Annotated in this window: 12 protein-coding genes; 4 read left to right on the top strand and 8 right to left on the bottom strand. The window is 46.7% G+C overall.

The window, feature by feature from the left end; translation table 11 throughout:
* Positions 1–218 precede the first annotated feature (218 nt).
* A complete protein-coding gene (locus M3212_RS14605) occupies positions 219–815 on the bottom strand; it encodes a nitroreductase family protein (protein WP_251194714.1) in 597 nt (198 codons plus the stop codon).
* Positions 816–1,084: 269 nt separating this feature from the next.
* On the opposite strand from M3212_RS14605, the gene M3212_RS14600 reads away from it, so the two are divergent.
* The 4 genes from M3212_RS14600 (at position 1,085) to M3212_RS14585 (ending at position 4,229) form a co-directional block, all read left to right on the top strand.
* A complete protein-coding gene (locus tag M3212_RS14600) occupies positions 1,085–2,479 on the top strand; it encodes a sodium/glutamate symporter (protein ID WP_251194713.1) in 1,395 nt (464 codons plus the stop codon).
* Positions 2,480–2,694: 215 nt separating this feature from the next.
* Positions 2,695–2,946, top strand: coding sequence for a hypothetical protein (locus tag M3212_RS14595; protein ID WP_251194712.1), 252 nt, complete (start codon positions 2,695–2,697; stop codon positions 2,944–2,946).
* Positions 2,943–3,323 (top strand): retropepsin-like aspartic protease, encoded by a 381-nt coding sequence (locus M3212_RS14590; protein ID WP_251194711.1) that lies wholly within the window; start codon positions 2,943–2,945, stop codon positions 3,321–3,323. Before M3212_RS14595 ends, M3212_RS14590 begins: the two co-directional genes overlap by 4 nt.
* Before the next feature lie 363 nt (positions 3,324–3,686).
* On the top strand, positions 3,687–4,229 hold the full coding sequence (locus M3212_RS14585; RefSeq protein WP_251194710.1) for a stage II sporulation protein P: 543 nt from the start codon (positions 3,687–3,689) through the stop codon (positions 4,227–4,229).
* Between the two features lie 282 nt (positions 4,230–4,511).
* On the opposite strand, the gene cls is transcribed toward M3212_RS14585, so the two are convergent.
* The 7 genes from cls to M3212_RS14550 all read right to left on the bottom strand — a co-directional run bounded on the left by cls (position 4,512) and on the right by M3212_RS14550 (position 13,944).
* A complete protein-coding gene (gene cls, locus M3212_RS14580; protein WP_251194709.1) occupies positions 4,512–5,963 on the bottom strand; it encodes a cardiolipin synthase in 1,452 nt (483 codons plus the stop codon).
* Positions 5,964–6,120: 157 nt separating this feature from the next.
* Positions 6,121–8,718 (bottom strand): ABC transporter permease, encoded by a 2,598-nt coding sequence (locus tag M3212_RS14575; protein ID WP_251194708.1) that lies wholly within the window; start codon positions 8,716–8,718, stop codon positions 6,121–6,123.
* The gene (locus M3212_RS14570) at positions 8,715–9,398 is read right to left on the bottom strand and encodes an ABC transporter ATP-binding protein (protein WP_251194707.1); all 684 of its coding nucleotides are present in this window, start codon (positions 9,396–9,398) and stop codon (positions 8,715–8,717) included. The genes M3212_RS14575 and M3212_RS14570 overlap by 4 nt, the downstream gene beginning before the upstream one ends.
* Positions 9,399–9,585: 187 nt before the next feature.
* Positions 9,586–10,587 (bottom strand): sensor histidine kinase, encoded by a 1,002-nt coding sequence (locus tag M3212_RS14565; protein ID WP_251194706.1) that lies wholly within the window; start codon positions 10,585–10,587, stop codon positions 9,586–9,588.
* Between the two features lies 1 nt (position 10,588).
* The gene (locus M3212_RS14560; RefSeq protein WP_251194705.1) at positions 10,589–11,275 is read right to left on the bottom strand and encodes a response regulator transcription factor; all 687 of its coding nucleotides are present in this window, start codon (positions 11,273–11,275) and stop codon (positions 10,589–10,591) included.
* A gap of 367 nt (positions 11,276–11,642) precedes the next feature.
* Positions 11,643–13,424, bottom strand: coding sequence for a methyl-accepting chemotaxis protein (locus M3212_RS14555; protein ID WP_251194704.1), 1,782 nt, complete (start codon positions 13,422–13,424; stop codon positions 11,643–11,645).
* A gap of 247 nt (positions 13,425–13,671) precedes the next feature.
* Positions 13,672–13,944 carry a CD3324 family protein gene (locus tag M3212_RS14550; RefSeq protein ID WP_251194703.1) on the bottom strand — a complete coding sequence of 91 codons (273 nt, stop codon included), beginning with the start codon at positions 13,942–13,944 and terminating at the stop codon, positions 13,672–13,674.
* Between the last annotated feature and the right edge of the window lie 169 nt (positions 13,945–14,113).

The following is a 14,113-nucleotide window of genomic DNA, read 5'->3' as shown; positions in this document are numbered from 1 at the left end:
GTATTTACACACATACAAAACAAAGAAGGTTCAAGAAGGCACCAAATGAATATTTAAACAATCTTGAAACCAAATGGTTAAGGCACAACTAAACCATTGTGTTAGTTGTGCCGTCTAAGTTTTTTTTCAAAAAAATTTATGTAATGTGTTCATTTTAGCTGAAAACAGCAAAACGAGGTGCGCCAATTTGGCACACCCCGCCGATTTATGAAAAGCTTCTATATCAATGCTTCAAACTCATCTTCTTCCGCCAGCCAGGTCGTTACTTCATTGATCGGGCGGCGTTTCCCTTCATGCGGCTCACGTTTTGGATAGCCAAAATAGAGAAAGCCGGCAATGTATTCATGATCGGCTAGGCCGAACAGCTTTTTCATCGTCGGATGATACGCTGGCGCGCCGGTCCGCCAATATCCGGCAACGCCGAGTCCATGCGCAGCAAGAAGCATATTTTGAATGGCCGCGTAGACCGCACCTGCCTCCTCCAGCTTCAGCGCTCTCGGATTGTCGCTTGGACGGACCGCAACGGCGATGATCACAGGCGCACGAAATGGTTTTTCGGCGACCTTCTCTACTTTCTTCTGATTTGCTTCAGTCATTGGATCGTCCATTTCTTCCAAAGCGATCTTAACGAGAGCTTTCCCAAGCGCTTTTCTTGCTTTCCCTTCCATAACGAAAAAATGCCACGGCTCGGTCCGGTAATGGCTCGGAGCCCACGTCCCAGCTTCAATAATTTTCGCGATCGTTTCTTTATCGAGCGGGTCCTCTTTCACAAGTCCAATACTTCTGCGGGAGCGAATTGCTTCCAATACGTCCATCGTGATGCACCTCCTGCATTTACTTTCTAAACAAAAAGGTATAAAAAGTAGCTACCTAAATTAGACCATAAGCAGGCGGAAAATGCAACAGATCCCAACACAAAGGGCGAGGTTCACATTTATCCGGTGCTCTTACCAATGTGCACAGCGCCGCTCCCCGAAGCTGACTTCGCCTCTTTTCGCCTGCTGATCATTTCCCGTCGAGGTTTTAAATGATAGTTTCATGGTTATCAGTGTAGTAATAACCAAAGAGGAGGACAAATGCCCCTATGTCACCAGAAGTCGTCGGATTCAGCTTTATTATTCTAGGTATCTTGTTAATCATCGGCAAATGGATACGTGTGTTCACGCCGTTTTTGCAGACAATCTTTATCCCGAGCTCGATCATCGCCGGTCTGCTCGGCTTACTCCTCGGTCCGGAAGTGCTCGGCCGCTTCTTTCATCTGTTTGACGAAGGCGGCCTGTTTCCGGAAGCGATGATTGCCGTTTGGGAAACGCTGCCCGAGCTTTTGATCAGCGTTATTTTTGCTTCCTTGTTTCTCGGCAAAACGATTCCTTCGCTAAAAAAAATATGGCGGATTTCCGGCCCGCAAGTGACGTTCGCCCACATTCTCTCATGGGGGCAGTATGTCGTCGGCTCACTGCTTGCCCTGCTGCTTTTCATTCCTTTGCTCGGGATGAACCCAGCTGTCGGCGCGCTGCTGGAGATCAGCTTTGTCGGCGGCCACGGAACCGCCGCCGGCTTATCCGGCACATTTTCTGCGGTCGGCTTTGAGGAGGGCAGGGACCTCGCTGTTGGCTTAGCGACAATCGGGGTGCTGTCCGGAGTCGTCCTTGGGATGATTTTGCTGAATTGGGGGGCGCGTAACGGCAAAACAGATGTCCTGCAAAGTCCTGATGACATTTCAACCGAACAGAGAAAGGGTCTGATCAAGCAGGAGAACCAAGAGGACGCTCCTGCCGGCCATCAAACTACCCGTCCGGAAGTCATTGAATCATTTACCGTTCACTTCGCCTACATCGGCATTGCGATCGCGGTCGGTTATGTCATTCTACAAGGACTGATTTTCGTCGAAGAGATGCTCTGGGGAGACACGATTGAACTGCTTGTTCATCTCCCTCTCTTTCCACTGGCTATGGTCGGGGCGGTCATTGTCCAGCTGATCGTAAGCAAGTTCGTAAAGAGGAGCATTCTCGACCGCGGTCTGATCAACCGCATTCAGGGACTGGCGCTTGATCTGTTAATTGTCGCGGCGATCGCGACGTTGTCCCTCTCTGTATTAGGCGATTACTTCCTGCCGTTTCTCATCATGTCCGTAGCGGCAATCGCCTGGAACGTCGTCGCCTTTCTGTTTATTGCGCCGCGCATCATGCCGGATTACTGGTTTGAACGGGCGATTGGCGATCTCGGCCAGGCGATGGGAATGAGCGCGGCCGGCCTCTTGCTGATCAAGCTGGCCGACGCCCATGACGAAACGCCAGCAAAGGAAGGGTTCAGCTACAAACAGCTTCTGCTTGATATTTTTGTCGGCGGTGGAATCGTCACCGCTGCGTCCGTGCCGTTAATCGTCGCCTTTGGACCTGTCGCCTTCCTCTGCTTCGCCGCCGTCATCATGGCCGGCTGGCTCGCCCTCGGTCTGTTCCACTTCAGGAAGATGGAGTAGGCTTACACTCTGGGAGGCTTATCAGCTTCTCCAAAAGTCCATCCTCTAACCATGTTCGTACCCGCCACTTTCGTTTAACGCCCATTGTGAGTGATCCACTCATAATGGGCTTGTGGCGCGCAAATTCATGGCCAATTGTTAGCCAAAGCTGCTTTTATCTCAAGCGTCTGTCGGTGAACGATTATGCTATAATGAAGGCAAGGGAGGGATTTAACATGCAATGGAAAGAAGTTCGTCAATTGTACCCAAATCAGTGGGTTCAACTCGAAGCTTTAAAAGCGCATGTAATAGAAGATAAGAAAATCATTGATGAAGTTGCATTGATTAAGCCAATCAAAACTGATCAGGAAGCGACCACATCCCTATTAAATAGCAGTGGAGATACTTTTGTGTTTCACACATCCAAACCTCGTATTGAATTAAATATTGTGCGAAAACCTTCGTATAGGGGCATCAAGTCATTATGAAGTTGCACTATTTAAATGGTCTTTTACACACAGAATTTGAGTTGCGCTACCAAGATAAGAAAGCTGTGATCACTAATATCATTGTAGATACAGGTGCTGCAAGAACACTCATATCTGCTGATGCTGTTTTTGATATCGGAATATTTGCAACTCCAGTCGATGAATTAACAATCATGAGTGGCATCGGCGGGGATAGTTTCGCCTTCAGAAAAATAGTCGACGGTTTATCGTTTGGAACATTTTCTATTAGTAATGCATCCATTGATTTCGGTCATCTTGATGAGGGGTTTGGGATCAACGGAATTATCGGACTGGATATTTTAGTTCCAGGTAAATTCATCATTAATTTGGACGAAATGTACATTTCACGAAAGTAAATGATTCTATCAACATATCGTTTCCTTTCTCTTCTTTAAATTAATAAGGGGCTTTTATCTTCATTTAACAGAAAATTCAGTTATATAATGTTATTCCCTTTTTACAGCAGTAAGAGATATTACATCCTTCCATATAGTATCATTTCAAGTTGCTTCTACATTGGAATAGAAAAACTATCCTCTCAACCTCATTATGATAATCATTGTAAAAACTTAATTCCTCAGAGCTACGAATCATGAGAGAAAATAGAATAATTCCCTATTAAATAACATAAGTTACACTATCTCTTTTTTGTTATAAAACATGAAGATACTCTACTTTAGGACAAGGGTTGATCATCTTATCATTCAGGGGGGAAGAACATGACGCGTAAACTTTATTGCTTTTGTCTCTTAATGATGCTTGCTTTCGTTGCTTTGACAGGCTGCCAAAGTGCTAACCCGGAGGAGAACGATTTGCTTTTCTCACCTGCGATCACGATTTTGCATCATGAGACAGACACCGGTGAAGGAAAAGCTCTCGAACAAATGTTGGAAAAGCATAAGATCGGGGTCACATATGCCAAAAGTATGGAAGAAATAGCTGAAAACAGTATCGTCTTTTCTTTTTTCGATGACGAGCTGGACAGAGAGCGAACGACTACGGAGCTAACTAATCAAGAAATGGCCAGGGTTCTGTTTAAGGTTACTCCAAACAGTGACTTTTACCCTTTACTTGAACAAATGGCAGTCGAAATTGAAGAACGTTACCCGGGAGTGTCCCGCGGCCTGATGACTAGTAAGGAAACGGACCTAAGCGATGAGGTTATTTATATCGCTGTCGGCGGAGCTGAGAATACGGCCGCGGAAAAAGAGGCGACGATCGCGATCCTGTCTGACTATTTCGTGCATTATTTCGCTCAGTGAACAAAAGAAGAACCCGGGGAAAAGGAGGCCACGGAAAAACTACCTTTTTCGTAACTCGAAGAAGAGTAACGGCTCCGCACGTTGCACGCCCTTCTTCGAGAAACCGACTCGTAGCAAGGCTTTCAAAATCAGGCAACGGCTGCGCTCATTACGAAAAAGCTGCTGAAAAAGTGAAAATCGTACTTTTTCAGCAGCTTCGGGAAAAGGCTGTTTTTCACCTCTTGCCCCGGGCTGAAGCCTGCCCTTTCGCGAATCAAAACTCCGTATCTTTTGTAGCAGCACTTACAAAATCGGCGAAAGCAGCCGGGAAATTGATTCCTTAAAGCGGATCACCTTGGAGCGCTCATTATATTTAAGCTGAGTCAGTTCAGTTGAAACGCTGACATCCTTCTTAAAATAGCTGACGAGCTTCTGGGCGACTTCGATATCGTAAATAAACGCATTTACTTCAAAGTTCAGCTTGAAGCTCCGCATATCGATATTAGCTGTCCCGACCGAGCTGACCTCGCTGTCGATGACAATCATTTTCGCGTGGATGAAGCCTTTTTCATAAATATAGACCTTCGCTCCGACCTTCAATAACTCACCGACATGGGAAAGTGTCGCCCAGTAAACAAAAGGGTGATCAGGACGGTTTGGAATCATCAGATGAACCTCTTTCCCTGATAAACAGGCAATCCGCAACGCATCCAGTAAGCTTTGATCAGGAATGAAATATGGCGTTTGAATATAAATCGAGCGCTTCGCTGACATGATCATTTTAATATACCCGTTTTTGACCTGTTCCCATTCGGCATCCGGTCCACTTGACACAATTTGAATCATCGCCTTGCCATCTGTCTGCTTCTCCGGGAAGTAGCCCGGGTCATAATGAATCAGATGCTGCTTTGATGCCTGATTCCAGTCGAGGATAAATCTCGTTTGAATCGCATCGACGGCCGGCCCTTTAATCCGCAGATGCGTATCGCGCCAGTAACCGAACTTCTTTTTCAAACCAAGGTATTCATTTCCGACATTGAATCCGCCAATATAGCCGATCTGCCCGTCGATATTGACCAGCTTGCGGTGATTGCGATAATTCATCCGGAAGTTGATCAATGCCAGACGCGAAGGAAAAAACACTCCAACTTCCCCGCCATGAGCAACCAGTTCTGAGAAATTCTTTCTTCTTAGCTTCCTCGAGCCCAGGTCGTCATACAGCACCCGGACTTTAACCCCTTCCTTCGCTTTTTTTTCAAGAGCGCGGATAATCCGTTTCCCTAACTGATCATTTCTGAAAATATAATATTGTAAATGAATAAAGTGCTGTGCATTTTCTATGTCCGCTAACAGCGTCTGAAACTTTTCCTCCCCATCGACCAGAATGTCGACTTCGTTCTTTTCGGTTAACAGAGCATCATTATTAATTAAATGCATATATATCAGGTCACGGTAACGTTCTATTTCCGGCTCATCAAAAGAAATCGTCGAATCGCGCATTTCCTGCATCTGTTTGGAAATCGCATCTTCAATCCCGATTTTTTGGATATCCTCCCAGTCAAACATTCTTCTCCTCGTTAAGTTTTGGCCCAAAAAAAGATAAACAACAAAGCCGAGAAACGGGATGAACATCAGGATCATCAGCCAGGCCCACGTCGCCCCCGCATCCTTTCGTTCAATAAAGATGACGATCACCGCAAAAAGTAAATTGATAATAAAAAGAATGATCCCCACCATCATCATAAATAACTCCATTGTTGCTCCCTACCTTCCATAGCCACTTCTTGCCGCACATAATTGTCCCTTTTCGACACCCAGACTTATTATACCATGGGTGATACAAACAGTGGACAAAATCAAAAGAAGGCTGGCCGATACGGATAATGTACCCTGATCGGCCAGCCTCATATGTTTATATATTTTCCTGCTTCAAGGCATCAATAATGTTTTCTTTCCTGATTTTTGCAATGGAATAAAGCATTGCCACCCCAACGATCACAAAGACCGCAATCACGACATAGAGGATATTCAGCCATGGCAGGCTGAAGTCATAGGCGAATGTATGATTGACCGAGCGGTGAATCAGATACATCACAATCACACTGAGCGGCAATCCGTATAGCAATGCCTTCACTCCATAGAAAATACTTTCATAATTGATCATTTTATTAAATGACTTCGGCGTCATGCCAATTGATTTCAGCATCGCGAATTCCCGCTTTCGCAAAGCTATGCTCGTCGAAATCGTGTTAAAAATATTGGCGACAGAAATCAGGGTAATCAGCGTGATGAAGCCGTAGGTGAACACTCTCACGATCAGCACCATCTGCTCCTCCTGCTGCCTCGCCTGGTAGACGTTGTACACATAGAACGAAGATCCCCCAAGCTCATCAATCTCCTCCTGGGTCGCCATTGGATCGCTTGTTTGCAGGTGCAGCGTTGTCGTCATCATCAGGTTGTCACCCTCCCCGATCACCTCGTCAAACATTTGCTCGGATACGACGATGTTCAAGCTGCCGAGATCCCCGTTCATTATCCCCATCGGCTGCTGGTCAGTCAGCACCGCCACTTCTACAGAACCGACATTGATTCTTTCAGGATTGTCGCCAACCCATTCTTCATAGAATAAATCAAACGTCTCGCCAACTGTGGTCTGAATCGCTTTCGTCTCGACAATCTTTCCCTCATCGTAATCGGTATAGGAGATCGTATCGACAACGATCCCTTTCAGATCGCCTTCTTCCATCAGTTGTTCGGCATCAATTCCGACCCGCTCGGCATAGGCTGCCAGGCTCGGTTCATCCAGGGCAATAATATTGATCGAGTAATAATACGCTCCTTCCTCAAGCTCACCGGTGTTTTCTTTTAGCTCCTCCGCGATCTTCGTTTCATCAATCATCGCCGACAGATACACTTGTTTTTCAAGACTGTAGTTCGTCACCTCCGGAAGAGAAGGGATCTCCTCCAATAGCTGACGAGCTTCCTCGGTCTCCTGACTTTGCTGAACACGAATATCGAAATCAATCCCGTCCTGGGACATTTCCATCGACTTCACTAAACTGTCGGTAAAGAATGCCACCGTCAGAAACAAAATAATACTGATCACGAGAGAAAACACCGTTACCTGGTACCTGCGTTTATGTCGCTTTAAATTTTTCAGGCCGATATCCGCCTCTACTCCGAAGAGCTTGCGGACAAGCCGTGACGTTTTAACCGCTTTGCCGCTCAGCTTGACGTCCTGGCTTTGACGAATCGCATCAATTGCCGAAATGCGGGAAGCTCTCAGTGCCGGTATATACGTCGAAATAAAAATCGTCGCCACCGAAATCCCCGCCGCTGTCAACAAAGAGCCCGGCGTGACGACAAGGCGCAAGCCGTTGCCAAGATAAAGCGCCTCCTGCAAAACCCCGTTAATAAAGAAGAATGTGATGCCAATTCCCGCGACACCGGCCAGAAGCCCGAGCGGGATGCTGACAAGACCAATTAAAAATCCTTCAAAGAAAACTGAGTTCCGCTTTTGCCGCTTTGTCGCTCCGACACTCGAGAGCATTCCTAAGTGGCGGGAACGCTCGGAAACAGAAATCGCAAACGCATTAAAAATTAACGCGACCGAGCCAATGACAATAACGGCAATGATGATTCCGAGCAACGAATAAAGGGTGCGATGCAAGTTGTCTTGATCCGTGACCCCATAATAGCGCAATAGCTCGCTATGATAGCTGACCTTGCTAATGTTATGCGCCTGTCCCAACGCCTCCGCCTCAGCAAATAAAGCATTGCTCACATTAGCAAGATAGACCGACGCATCAACCGGATCAGCTTCCGTTACGCTTGCCGGATCGACGTAGGAAATCACCGTATAGCCCGGAGACCATGACGGTTCCCAGCTCGGGCTTTCAATCACGCCGACGATCGTATAGCTCCTTTCCTCCTGATTAATTAACCTTTCCAGGCTTTCTCCTTCTTCATCCATGACAAGAGAATTGTTTTGGCTAAGCAGCTGCTCACTTGCCTGCCCTTCCGCAAAACGCTCACCGATCTCAAGCGTCAGCTCATCTCCAATTTGATACGATACTTGCGCGTTTTTGGCGATTTCCTCTGAGATGACAATTTCATTCTCAGCCTGTGGGAGACGGCCCTCCTTCACATTGACCGAGAATCGTTCAAAGCCTTCTTCATTGAAATCCTTAACGAACAAATACGGTTTATAGCGATTTGCTTGATTCTCTTCAAGCAAGGCATAACCCCTATCTCTTGAAAGAGAAACAGCTTCCGTGTTTTCCTCGGCTTTAATCACTTCCAGCTGCGCTTTGTCCACTCCATGATAAGCAACATGCCATTCACCGTTCCTGTCCATCGTCTCGCGTTGAAACAGGTCCATAAAGGACATGCCGAGAGTGGCGACCGCGGTCACCATCGCGACTGAAATAATCGTTCCGATGATCGTGACAAGAGTCCGCCTTTTATTTTGCTTTAAATGACGAAAGGTCACCTTATTGACGATGTTCATGGACGGATCACCTCATCCTTGGCGACCTTCCCGTCCTCGATTGAAATGATCCGGTCAGCCTGGAGAGCAATCCGGTCATCATGCGTGATGACGACAAGCGTCTGGTTAAATGTTTTGTTAAACATTTTTAACAGGTCGATGATTTCACGGCTGTTCTTGCTGTCTAAATTTCCCGTCGGCTCATCAGCGAGCATAATCGCCGGGTTGCTGATTAATGCCCGTCCGATTGACACACGCTGCTGCTGCCCGCCCGACAGCTGGTTCGGCAAGTGCTGCAAGCGCTCCTTCAGCTTCAAAATGCCAACGATATCATCGAACTGCTTCTGATCAACCTTGTGATCATCAAGCAGGAGCGGGAGCGTAATATTCTCTTCCACCGTTAAGATCGGGATCAAATTGTAAAACTGATAAATCAGGCCAATTTGCCGCCGTCTGAAAATCGCCAGCTGCGTTTCATTCAATTGGTACATATCCGTGTTATCAACAAGCACCTTCCCGCTTGTTGGGCGGTCGACGCCGCCGAGCAAGTGCAGAAGCGTTGATTTCCCCGATCCTGACGGACCGATAATCGCCACAAACTCACCTTTTTGAACGGAAAATGAAACATTATCAAGCGCCTTAACAGCCGTTTCCCCTTTTCCATACACTTTCGAGAGATTTTCGATTTTTAAAATTTCCATTATTAGACCTCCACCTGTTTCTTAGATGGCTCTAAGTATAGCGGTCGCATATGACTCTGGGGTGACTAGGAAAGTGACAATTTCGTCACCTTGCTACCGGAGCAACACTCTACTTGCTCCGTATCCTCATTCATATCGCTCGGGAAAATCACTTTCCGACAGCTTAAAACCGTTGCACGCCTGTTTTCTAATAGGATGTTTTATAAAACTTCAGCATAAAGGTTGTCCCTTTTCCGGGTTCGCTCGTCACTTCAATATCGCCGTTTTGACTTGTAATTATGCTGTGTGCCATCGCCAGCCCAATGCCGATACTGCCGTCACTGGCATTTTTCCCTTTGTAAAACCGCTTGAAAATATAGGGGAGATCGTCCTTGGCAATCCCTTTCCCATTATCGGCGATGATGATTTCACTGTAGAGCGCATTGTCGGAATAGGAAACGGCAATCTCGCCTCCCTCTCCTGTATGCTCCACACCATTTTTCAAGATATTAATCAACGCTTCAACCGTCCAATTTGCATCGACGACCAGTGAAACTTCTGCCCCACTATCCAGCTTCAACCGTTGGTCTTTAATATCCATCGGAATTAACAAAGGTTCGGTCGACCTCCTGATTAACTCCCGTACGGCAATCGGCTCTTTTTTAAAATGAATCGTCCCGGCATCGATTTTCGACAGTTTTAATAAGGACGAGACGAGCCACTCAATCCGTTCAAGCTGTACTCGGATGTTATGTGTAAATTCCTTTCGCTTTTCAACTGAAAGATCGGAGTTGCTGAGCAGGTCGGCCATTACCATCATGGAAGTTAACGGTGTTTTTAATTGATGGGAAATATCCGAGATCGCATCAGTCAGCTTGCCTTTATCACGGGCCAGACTGTTGCCTTGCTCTGACAGCATTTGCGTCACTTTATAAATTTCATTTTTCAGCAGGCTCAGCTCGCCCTCTTCATTGTCCCGGACGTCGAGCGTATAATCTCCCGCTGTGATCTGCCGCAAATAGCGTGAAAGCTTTTCAATTTCCCGATAACGCCAGCGTGTATACAGAAGATTGCTGGTGATCAGCAAAAAAGTGGCGACAGCAATCACCATTGCCGCAATTAGAGATAAAAAGCTCGTCACACCCACTGCGACCGCGCTGAAGACGACTTGAAGTAAAACAAAATAGCGGAACTCGCGATTTCTGAACATCCTACTCACCGACCTTATAGCCGAGCCCACGAACCGTTTTAATTAGGCGCGGCTGCTGCGGATCATCTTCCAGCTTTTCGCGCAGACGCTTTATATAGACTGTCAATGTATTATCATTAACGAAATCACCGGCTACGTCCCAAATCTGCTCCAGCAGCTGCTGGCGGGAAAGAACGTGACCTATATGATTGGCAAAGATCATCAGCAGGCGATACTCCAGCGCCGTCAGCAGCAATTCCGTACCCCGCTTGTATACTTTTCCTTCAAGCGTGTGAATCCGGATCTCACCAAGCTCAATCATCGGCTTTGCCTGAGGGGCCTGCTTTTGATAGCGCCGAAGCACCGATTTAATCCGCGATAAAAGCTCGCGTACGCGGAACGGCTTCGTAATATAATCATCGGCGCCCATATCAAGACCCATCACGACATTCACTTCCTCGTCCATCGCCGTCAAAAAAATGACCGGGATATCGCTCTGCTCTTTCACAAGCTGACATAATTCATATCCGCTGCCATCGGGAAGGGATAAATCGAACAAGCATAATTGAATATGATGAAGCTCGTTGGCGAGCACATGTTTCGCCGACTCGGCATCATAGCATAAAATCGTCGTAAACTGATCCTGCTGCAACGAATACTCCAGCCCGGCCGCGATCGTTTTATCATCCTCCACAAGTAAAATCGTCATCTTCTCTCCTCCAAAAAAAATAGTAGGGTATCATTCATTATACCCTACACAGTCTGTCGACAAAGTCGATAGGTTTTTTTGTTTAGTAGTCAGTGTTTTGCTCTTCGACCTCGTTACCGGGATGGGGGGCACGCTTTCCGTAGGCGGGCGTTGAACGAACCGTGCGCCGGTGGATTTCAACCTGCCCTTCCCGTCCGCTTTTCTAGGGGGAAAAAGAGAGGTTGCGTCTCCTCAAATAAGTGATCCGTTACTCTTCTCCGAGTTACGAATTAGGAAGTTTTTCAGTGGCCTCCTTAAAACGGACTTGTGGCGTGTGAAGCCATTGCCAATAAGTCCAAAGCTAGGCCGTTTTGACCCTCCAGAAAAATTATAGCTTAAAGTGGTCAATTCTTTCTTTTAACTGTTCGGCGAGCTGTGCCAATTCACCCGCGCGATTTGAGACCTCTTCGATGGAATGGCTCGATTGCTCTGCTGATGCGGCCGCCTGCTCTACCCCGGCAGCCAGTTCTTCAGACACCGAGGCGATATCATCGACCGCACCGACCATTTCCTCGCTGTCCCGTGAAATATCTTTAAGATTGTTGGAAATCAACTTTATTTTGCTGACGATATCGCTCACCGACTGATTGATCTGTTTAAATGTCTCACCCGTGACCGCGATTTGATGGGAGCCCTCATCAACCACTTTATAACCGTCCTCCAGCGAAACGGCAACATCATTCGATTCACTCTGAATCTTTGTTACAATATCCGTAATATCCCCGACTGAGTCATTCACCTGCTCTGACAGCTTGCGAACCTCGTCTGCGACAACAGCGAATCCCTTACCGTGCTCGCCGGCCCGTGCCGCTTCAATCGCCGCATTCAAAGCCAGTAAATTTGTTCGCTCTGCCACTTCCCGGATCACTTCAACCAATGCCGAAATTTCCTGTGACTGTTGATCCAGTCCCCGTACTTTCTCAACCGCCTTGTGCACGATTTGATTTATATTGTTCATTTGCGTGACCGATGCAGTCATGAGTTGGCTGCCTTCCTCCGTCACCTTCAGCATTCCTTTTGACACAGCAGCGATCTCTTCCCCATTTTGATAGGCGTGTTCAATCTCATTTGTAAACCGCTCCATAAATTCAGCCAAATCAGCGGCGCGATTCGCCTGTGTTTCGGTACCTGATGACAATTGCTGCATCGTTGCTGCGATCTGCTCACTGCCTTCCTTCACCTCGTTCGCTGACTCGGTTAACTCATGACTTTGCTCTGTCACATGTCTGGAAGCGCCTGACATCTCATGGACAATATGATGGAGGCTGTCTTTCATCACGTTGACAGACCGTGCCAGTCCGCTGAATTCATCGTTCGTTTTTAAAACGATCGGTTCAGTTGACAGGTCTCCCTGAGCGACCCTGTTCATTTCCTCATTCATGATCTGTACGTTTTTAACGAGTCCTTTGACGAACAGCACCACACAGACGAGGCCGATGATCACGGAAATTACAGCCGTCAGAATCGTTGCTCCAAGTATCTCGTTGCGCAATTCCGTTGCCAGCTTCGACATTTCAAAATCCATGCCAACTACTCCGATCACGGCACCCTGCTCGCTTTCGACCGTCGTCGCCAGCGTAATGGTCGACTTCCCTGTTGCAGTATCGAAATACGGGTCAGTCCAAATCACCTCGCCCCCGGCCGCTTCAGCCTGGGTATACCAGGCCGTCGTTCGCGGATCATAGCTGGTAAGATCAACCTCTTCCGGCGGAATCTGATCCAAATAGAGCGCCCCTGTATTCGTTCCGAGGTAGAGGTTGATTAAATAGTCGTCATCCCGGGAAAGCTCCTGCAAGTACGCCTCATAAAAAGCCGTCAGCGCCGGTTCGTTCGCTGCCGGCATGTTCTGATAATCGGCGCTACCCGACGCCTCAACTGCTTCATATTGTATTTCCGGCAATTCTGCTATGTACTTCAGTTCCTCTTCGTATTCAAGAAAAGTCGCCTCAATTGCCGACGACATACTTTCCAAGTCTTCTTTTTGGATAATTGCTTTTTCCAAAATAGCCGTTTTCTGATATAAAAACAGCGCAACAAAAACCAATGGAATAACGAGTAAAACAATCATAAAAAAGTTTAGTTTGAACTTTATTGATTTTCCTTTTACCATCTGTCATTGTCTCCTCCTCAAAATATATGCTATCAATAAAATGAATTAGGAACATTCTACCACTATTTTTCAATCATTTCGACAATTTTTCATTATCCGATAATAATAAAGCGCTTACTTTTCCAACTCTTCTTTTACTTGCTAACACATCTTCTTATCACTTTTACACAATAGTAAAAAAAGCTTAAGACGGAAGGGAAGCTTTTCCCCCTGTCTTAAGCTCTGAGCAAAGTGATGTCCTTATTTTTCACCGCAGCCGCTTTGAGTAAATTATTTTCTTAATTGTATCGACTGACAGACAGTATTGCGCCGCCAATTCAGCGACGCTTCTCCCGTCAGCATAGCTTTGTCTGATTGCTGCGTTTCGGCGATCAATCCGCTTTCTTTCCCCGGACTGACTGCCCCACCGCTCGCGGCTCGCTGCGGGCTTCGGAATGTAAATGATATCACCCTGGACGTATTTTTGAATTTCCCTTATCAGTTTTTCTGGTAAAACATGACTTGCTTTCACATACTTCATATAGAGCCAGCTCCTTATTCATATTTGCAAAATAAATAAGGTGCAAAGCCTCTGTCAGAAGCGGCGATCTACTTTCGAATCATTTCGCCCCATGCAAAGGATCGCCCATTCATCAAAGGCTTTGCATGAGTAGCTGAAGACGTAGGCAAAAAAGAATTTGCCACCCGAA

The organism is Halalkalibacter oceani, from assembly GCF_023715705.1.
In the GTDB taxonomy this organism is placed as follows: Bacteria; Bacillota; Bacilli; order Bacillales; family Bacillaceae_D; genus Halalkalibacter; species Halalkalibacter oceani_A.
This window is presented reverse-complemented; position numbering and strand designations above follow the sequence as displayed.

Excerpts from the sequence above, each read along its gene's own strand:
- M3212_RS14605 (WP_251194714.1), bottom strand. The coding sequence starts at position 815 with ATGGACGTATTGGAAGCAATTCGCTCCCGCAGAAGTATTGGACTTGTG.
- M3212_RS14600 (WP_251194713.1), top strand. The coding sequence starts at position 1,085 with ATGTCACCAGAAGTCGTCGGATTCAGCTTTATTATTCTAGGTATCTTG.
- M3212_RS14595 (WP_251194712.1), top strand. The coding sequence starts at position 2,695 with ATGCAATGGAAAGAAGTTCGTCAATTGTACCCAAATCAGTGGGTTCAA.
- M3212_RS14590 (WP_251194711.1), top strand. The coding sequence starts at position 2,943 with ATGAAGTTGCACTATTTAAATGGTCTTTTACACACAGAATTTGAGTTG.
- M3212_RS14585 (WP_251194710.1), top strand. The coding sequence starts at position 3,687 with ATGACGCGTAAACTTTATTGCTTTTGTCTCTTAATGATGCTTGCTTTC.
- cls (WP_251194709.1), bottom strand. The coding sequence starts at position 5,963 with ATGGAGTTATTTATGATGATGGTGGGGATCATTCTTTTTATTATCAAT.
- M3212_RS14575 (WP_251194708.1), bottom strand. The coding sequence starts at position 8,718 with ATGAACATCGTCAATAAGGTGACCTTTCGTCATTTAAAGCAAAATAAA.
- M3212_RS14570 (WP_251194707.1), bottom strand. The coding sequence starts at position 9,398 with ATGGAAATTTTAAAAATCGAAAATCTCTCGAAAGTGTATGGAAAAGGG.
- M3212_RS14565 (WP_251194706.1), bottom strand. The coding sequence starts at position 10,587 with ATGTTCAGAAATCGCGAGTTCCGCTATTTTGTTTTACTTCAAGTCGTC.
- M3212_RS14560 (WP_251194705.1), bottom strand. The coding sequence starts at position 11,275 with ATGACGATTTTACTTGTGGAGGATGATAAAACGATCGCGGCCGGGCTG.
- M3212_RS14555 (WP_251194704.1), bottom strand. The coding sequence starts at position 13,424 with ATGGTAAAAGGAAAATCAATAAAGTTCAAACTAAACTTTTTTATGATT.
- M3212_RS14550 (WP_251194703.1), bottom strand. The coding sequence starts at position 13,944 with ATGAAGTATGTGAAAGCAAGTCATGTTTTACCAGAAAAACTGATAAGG.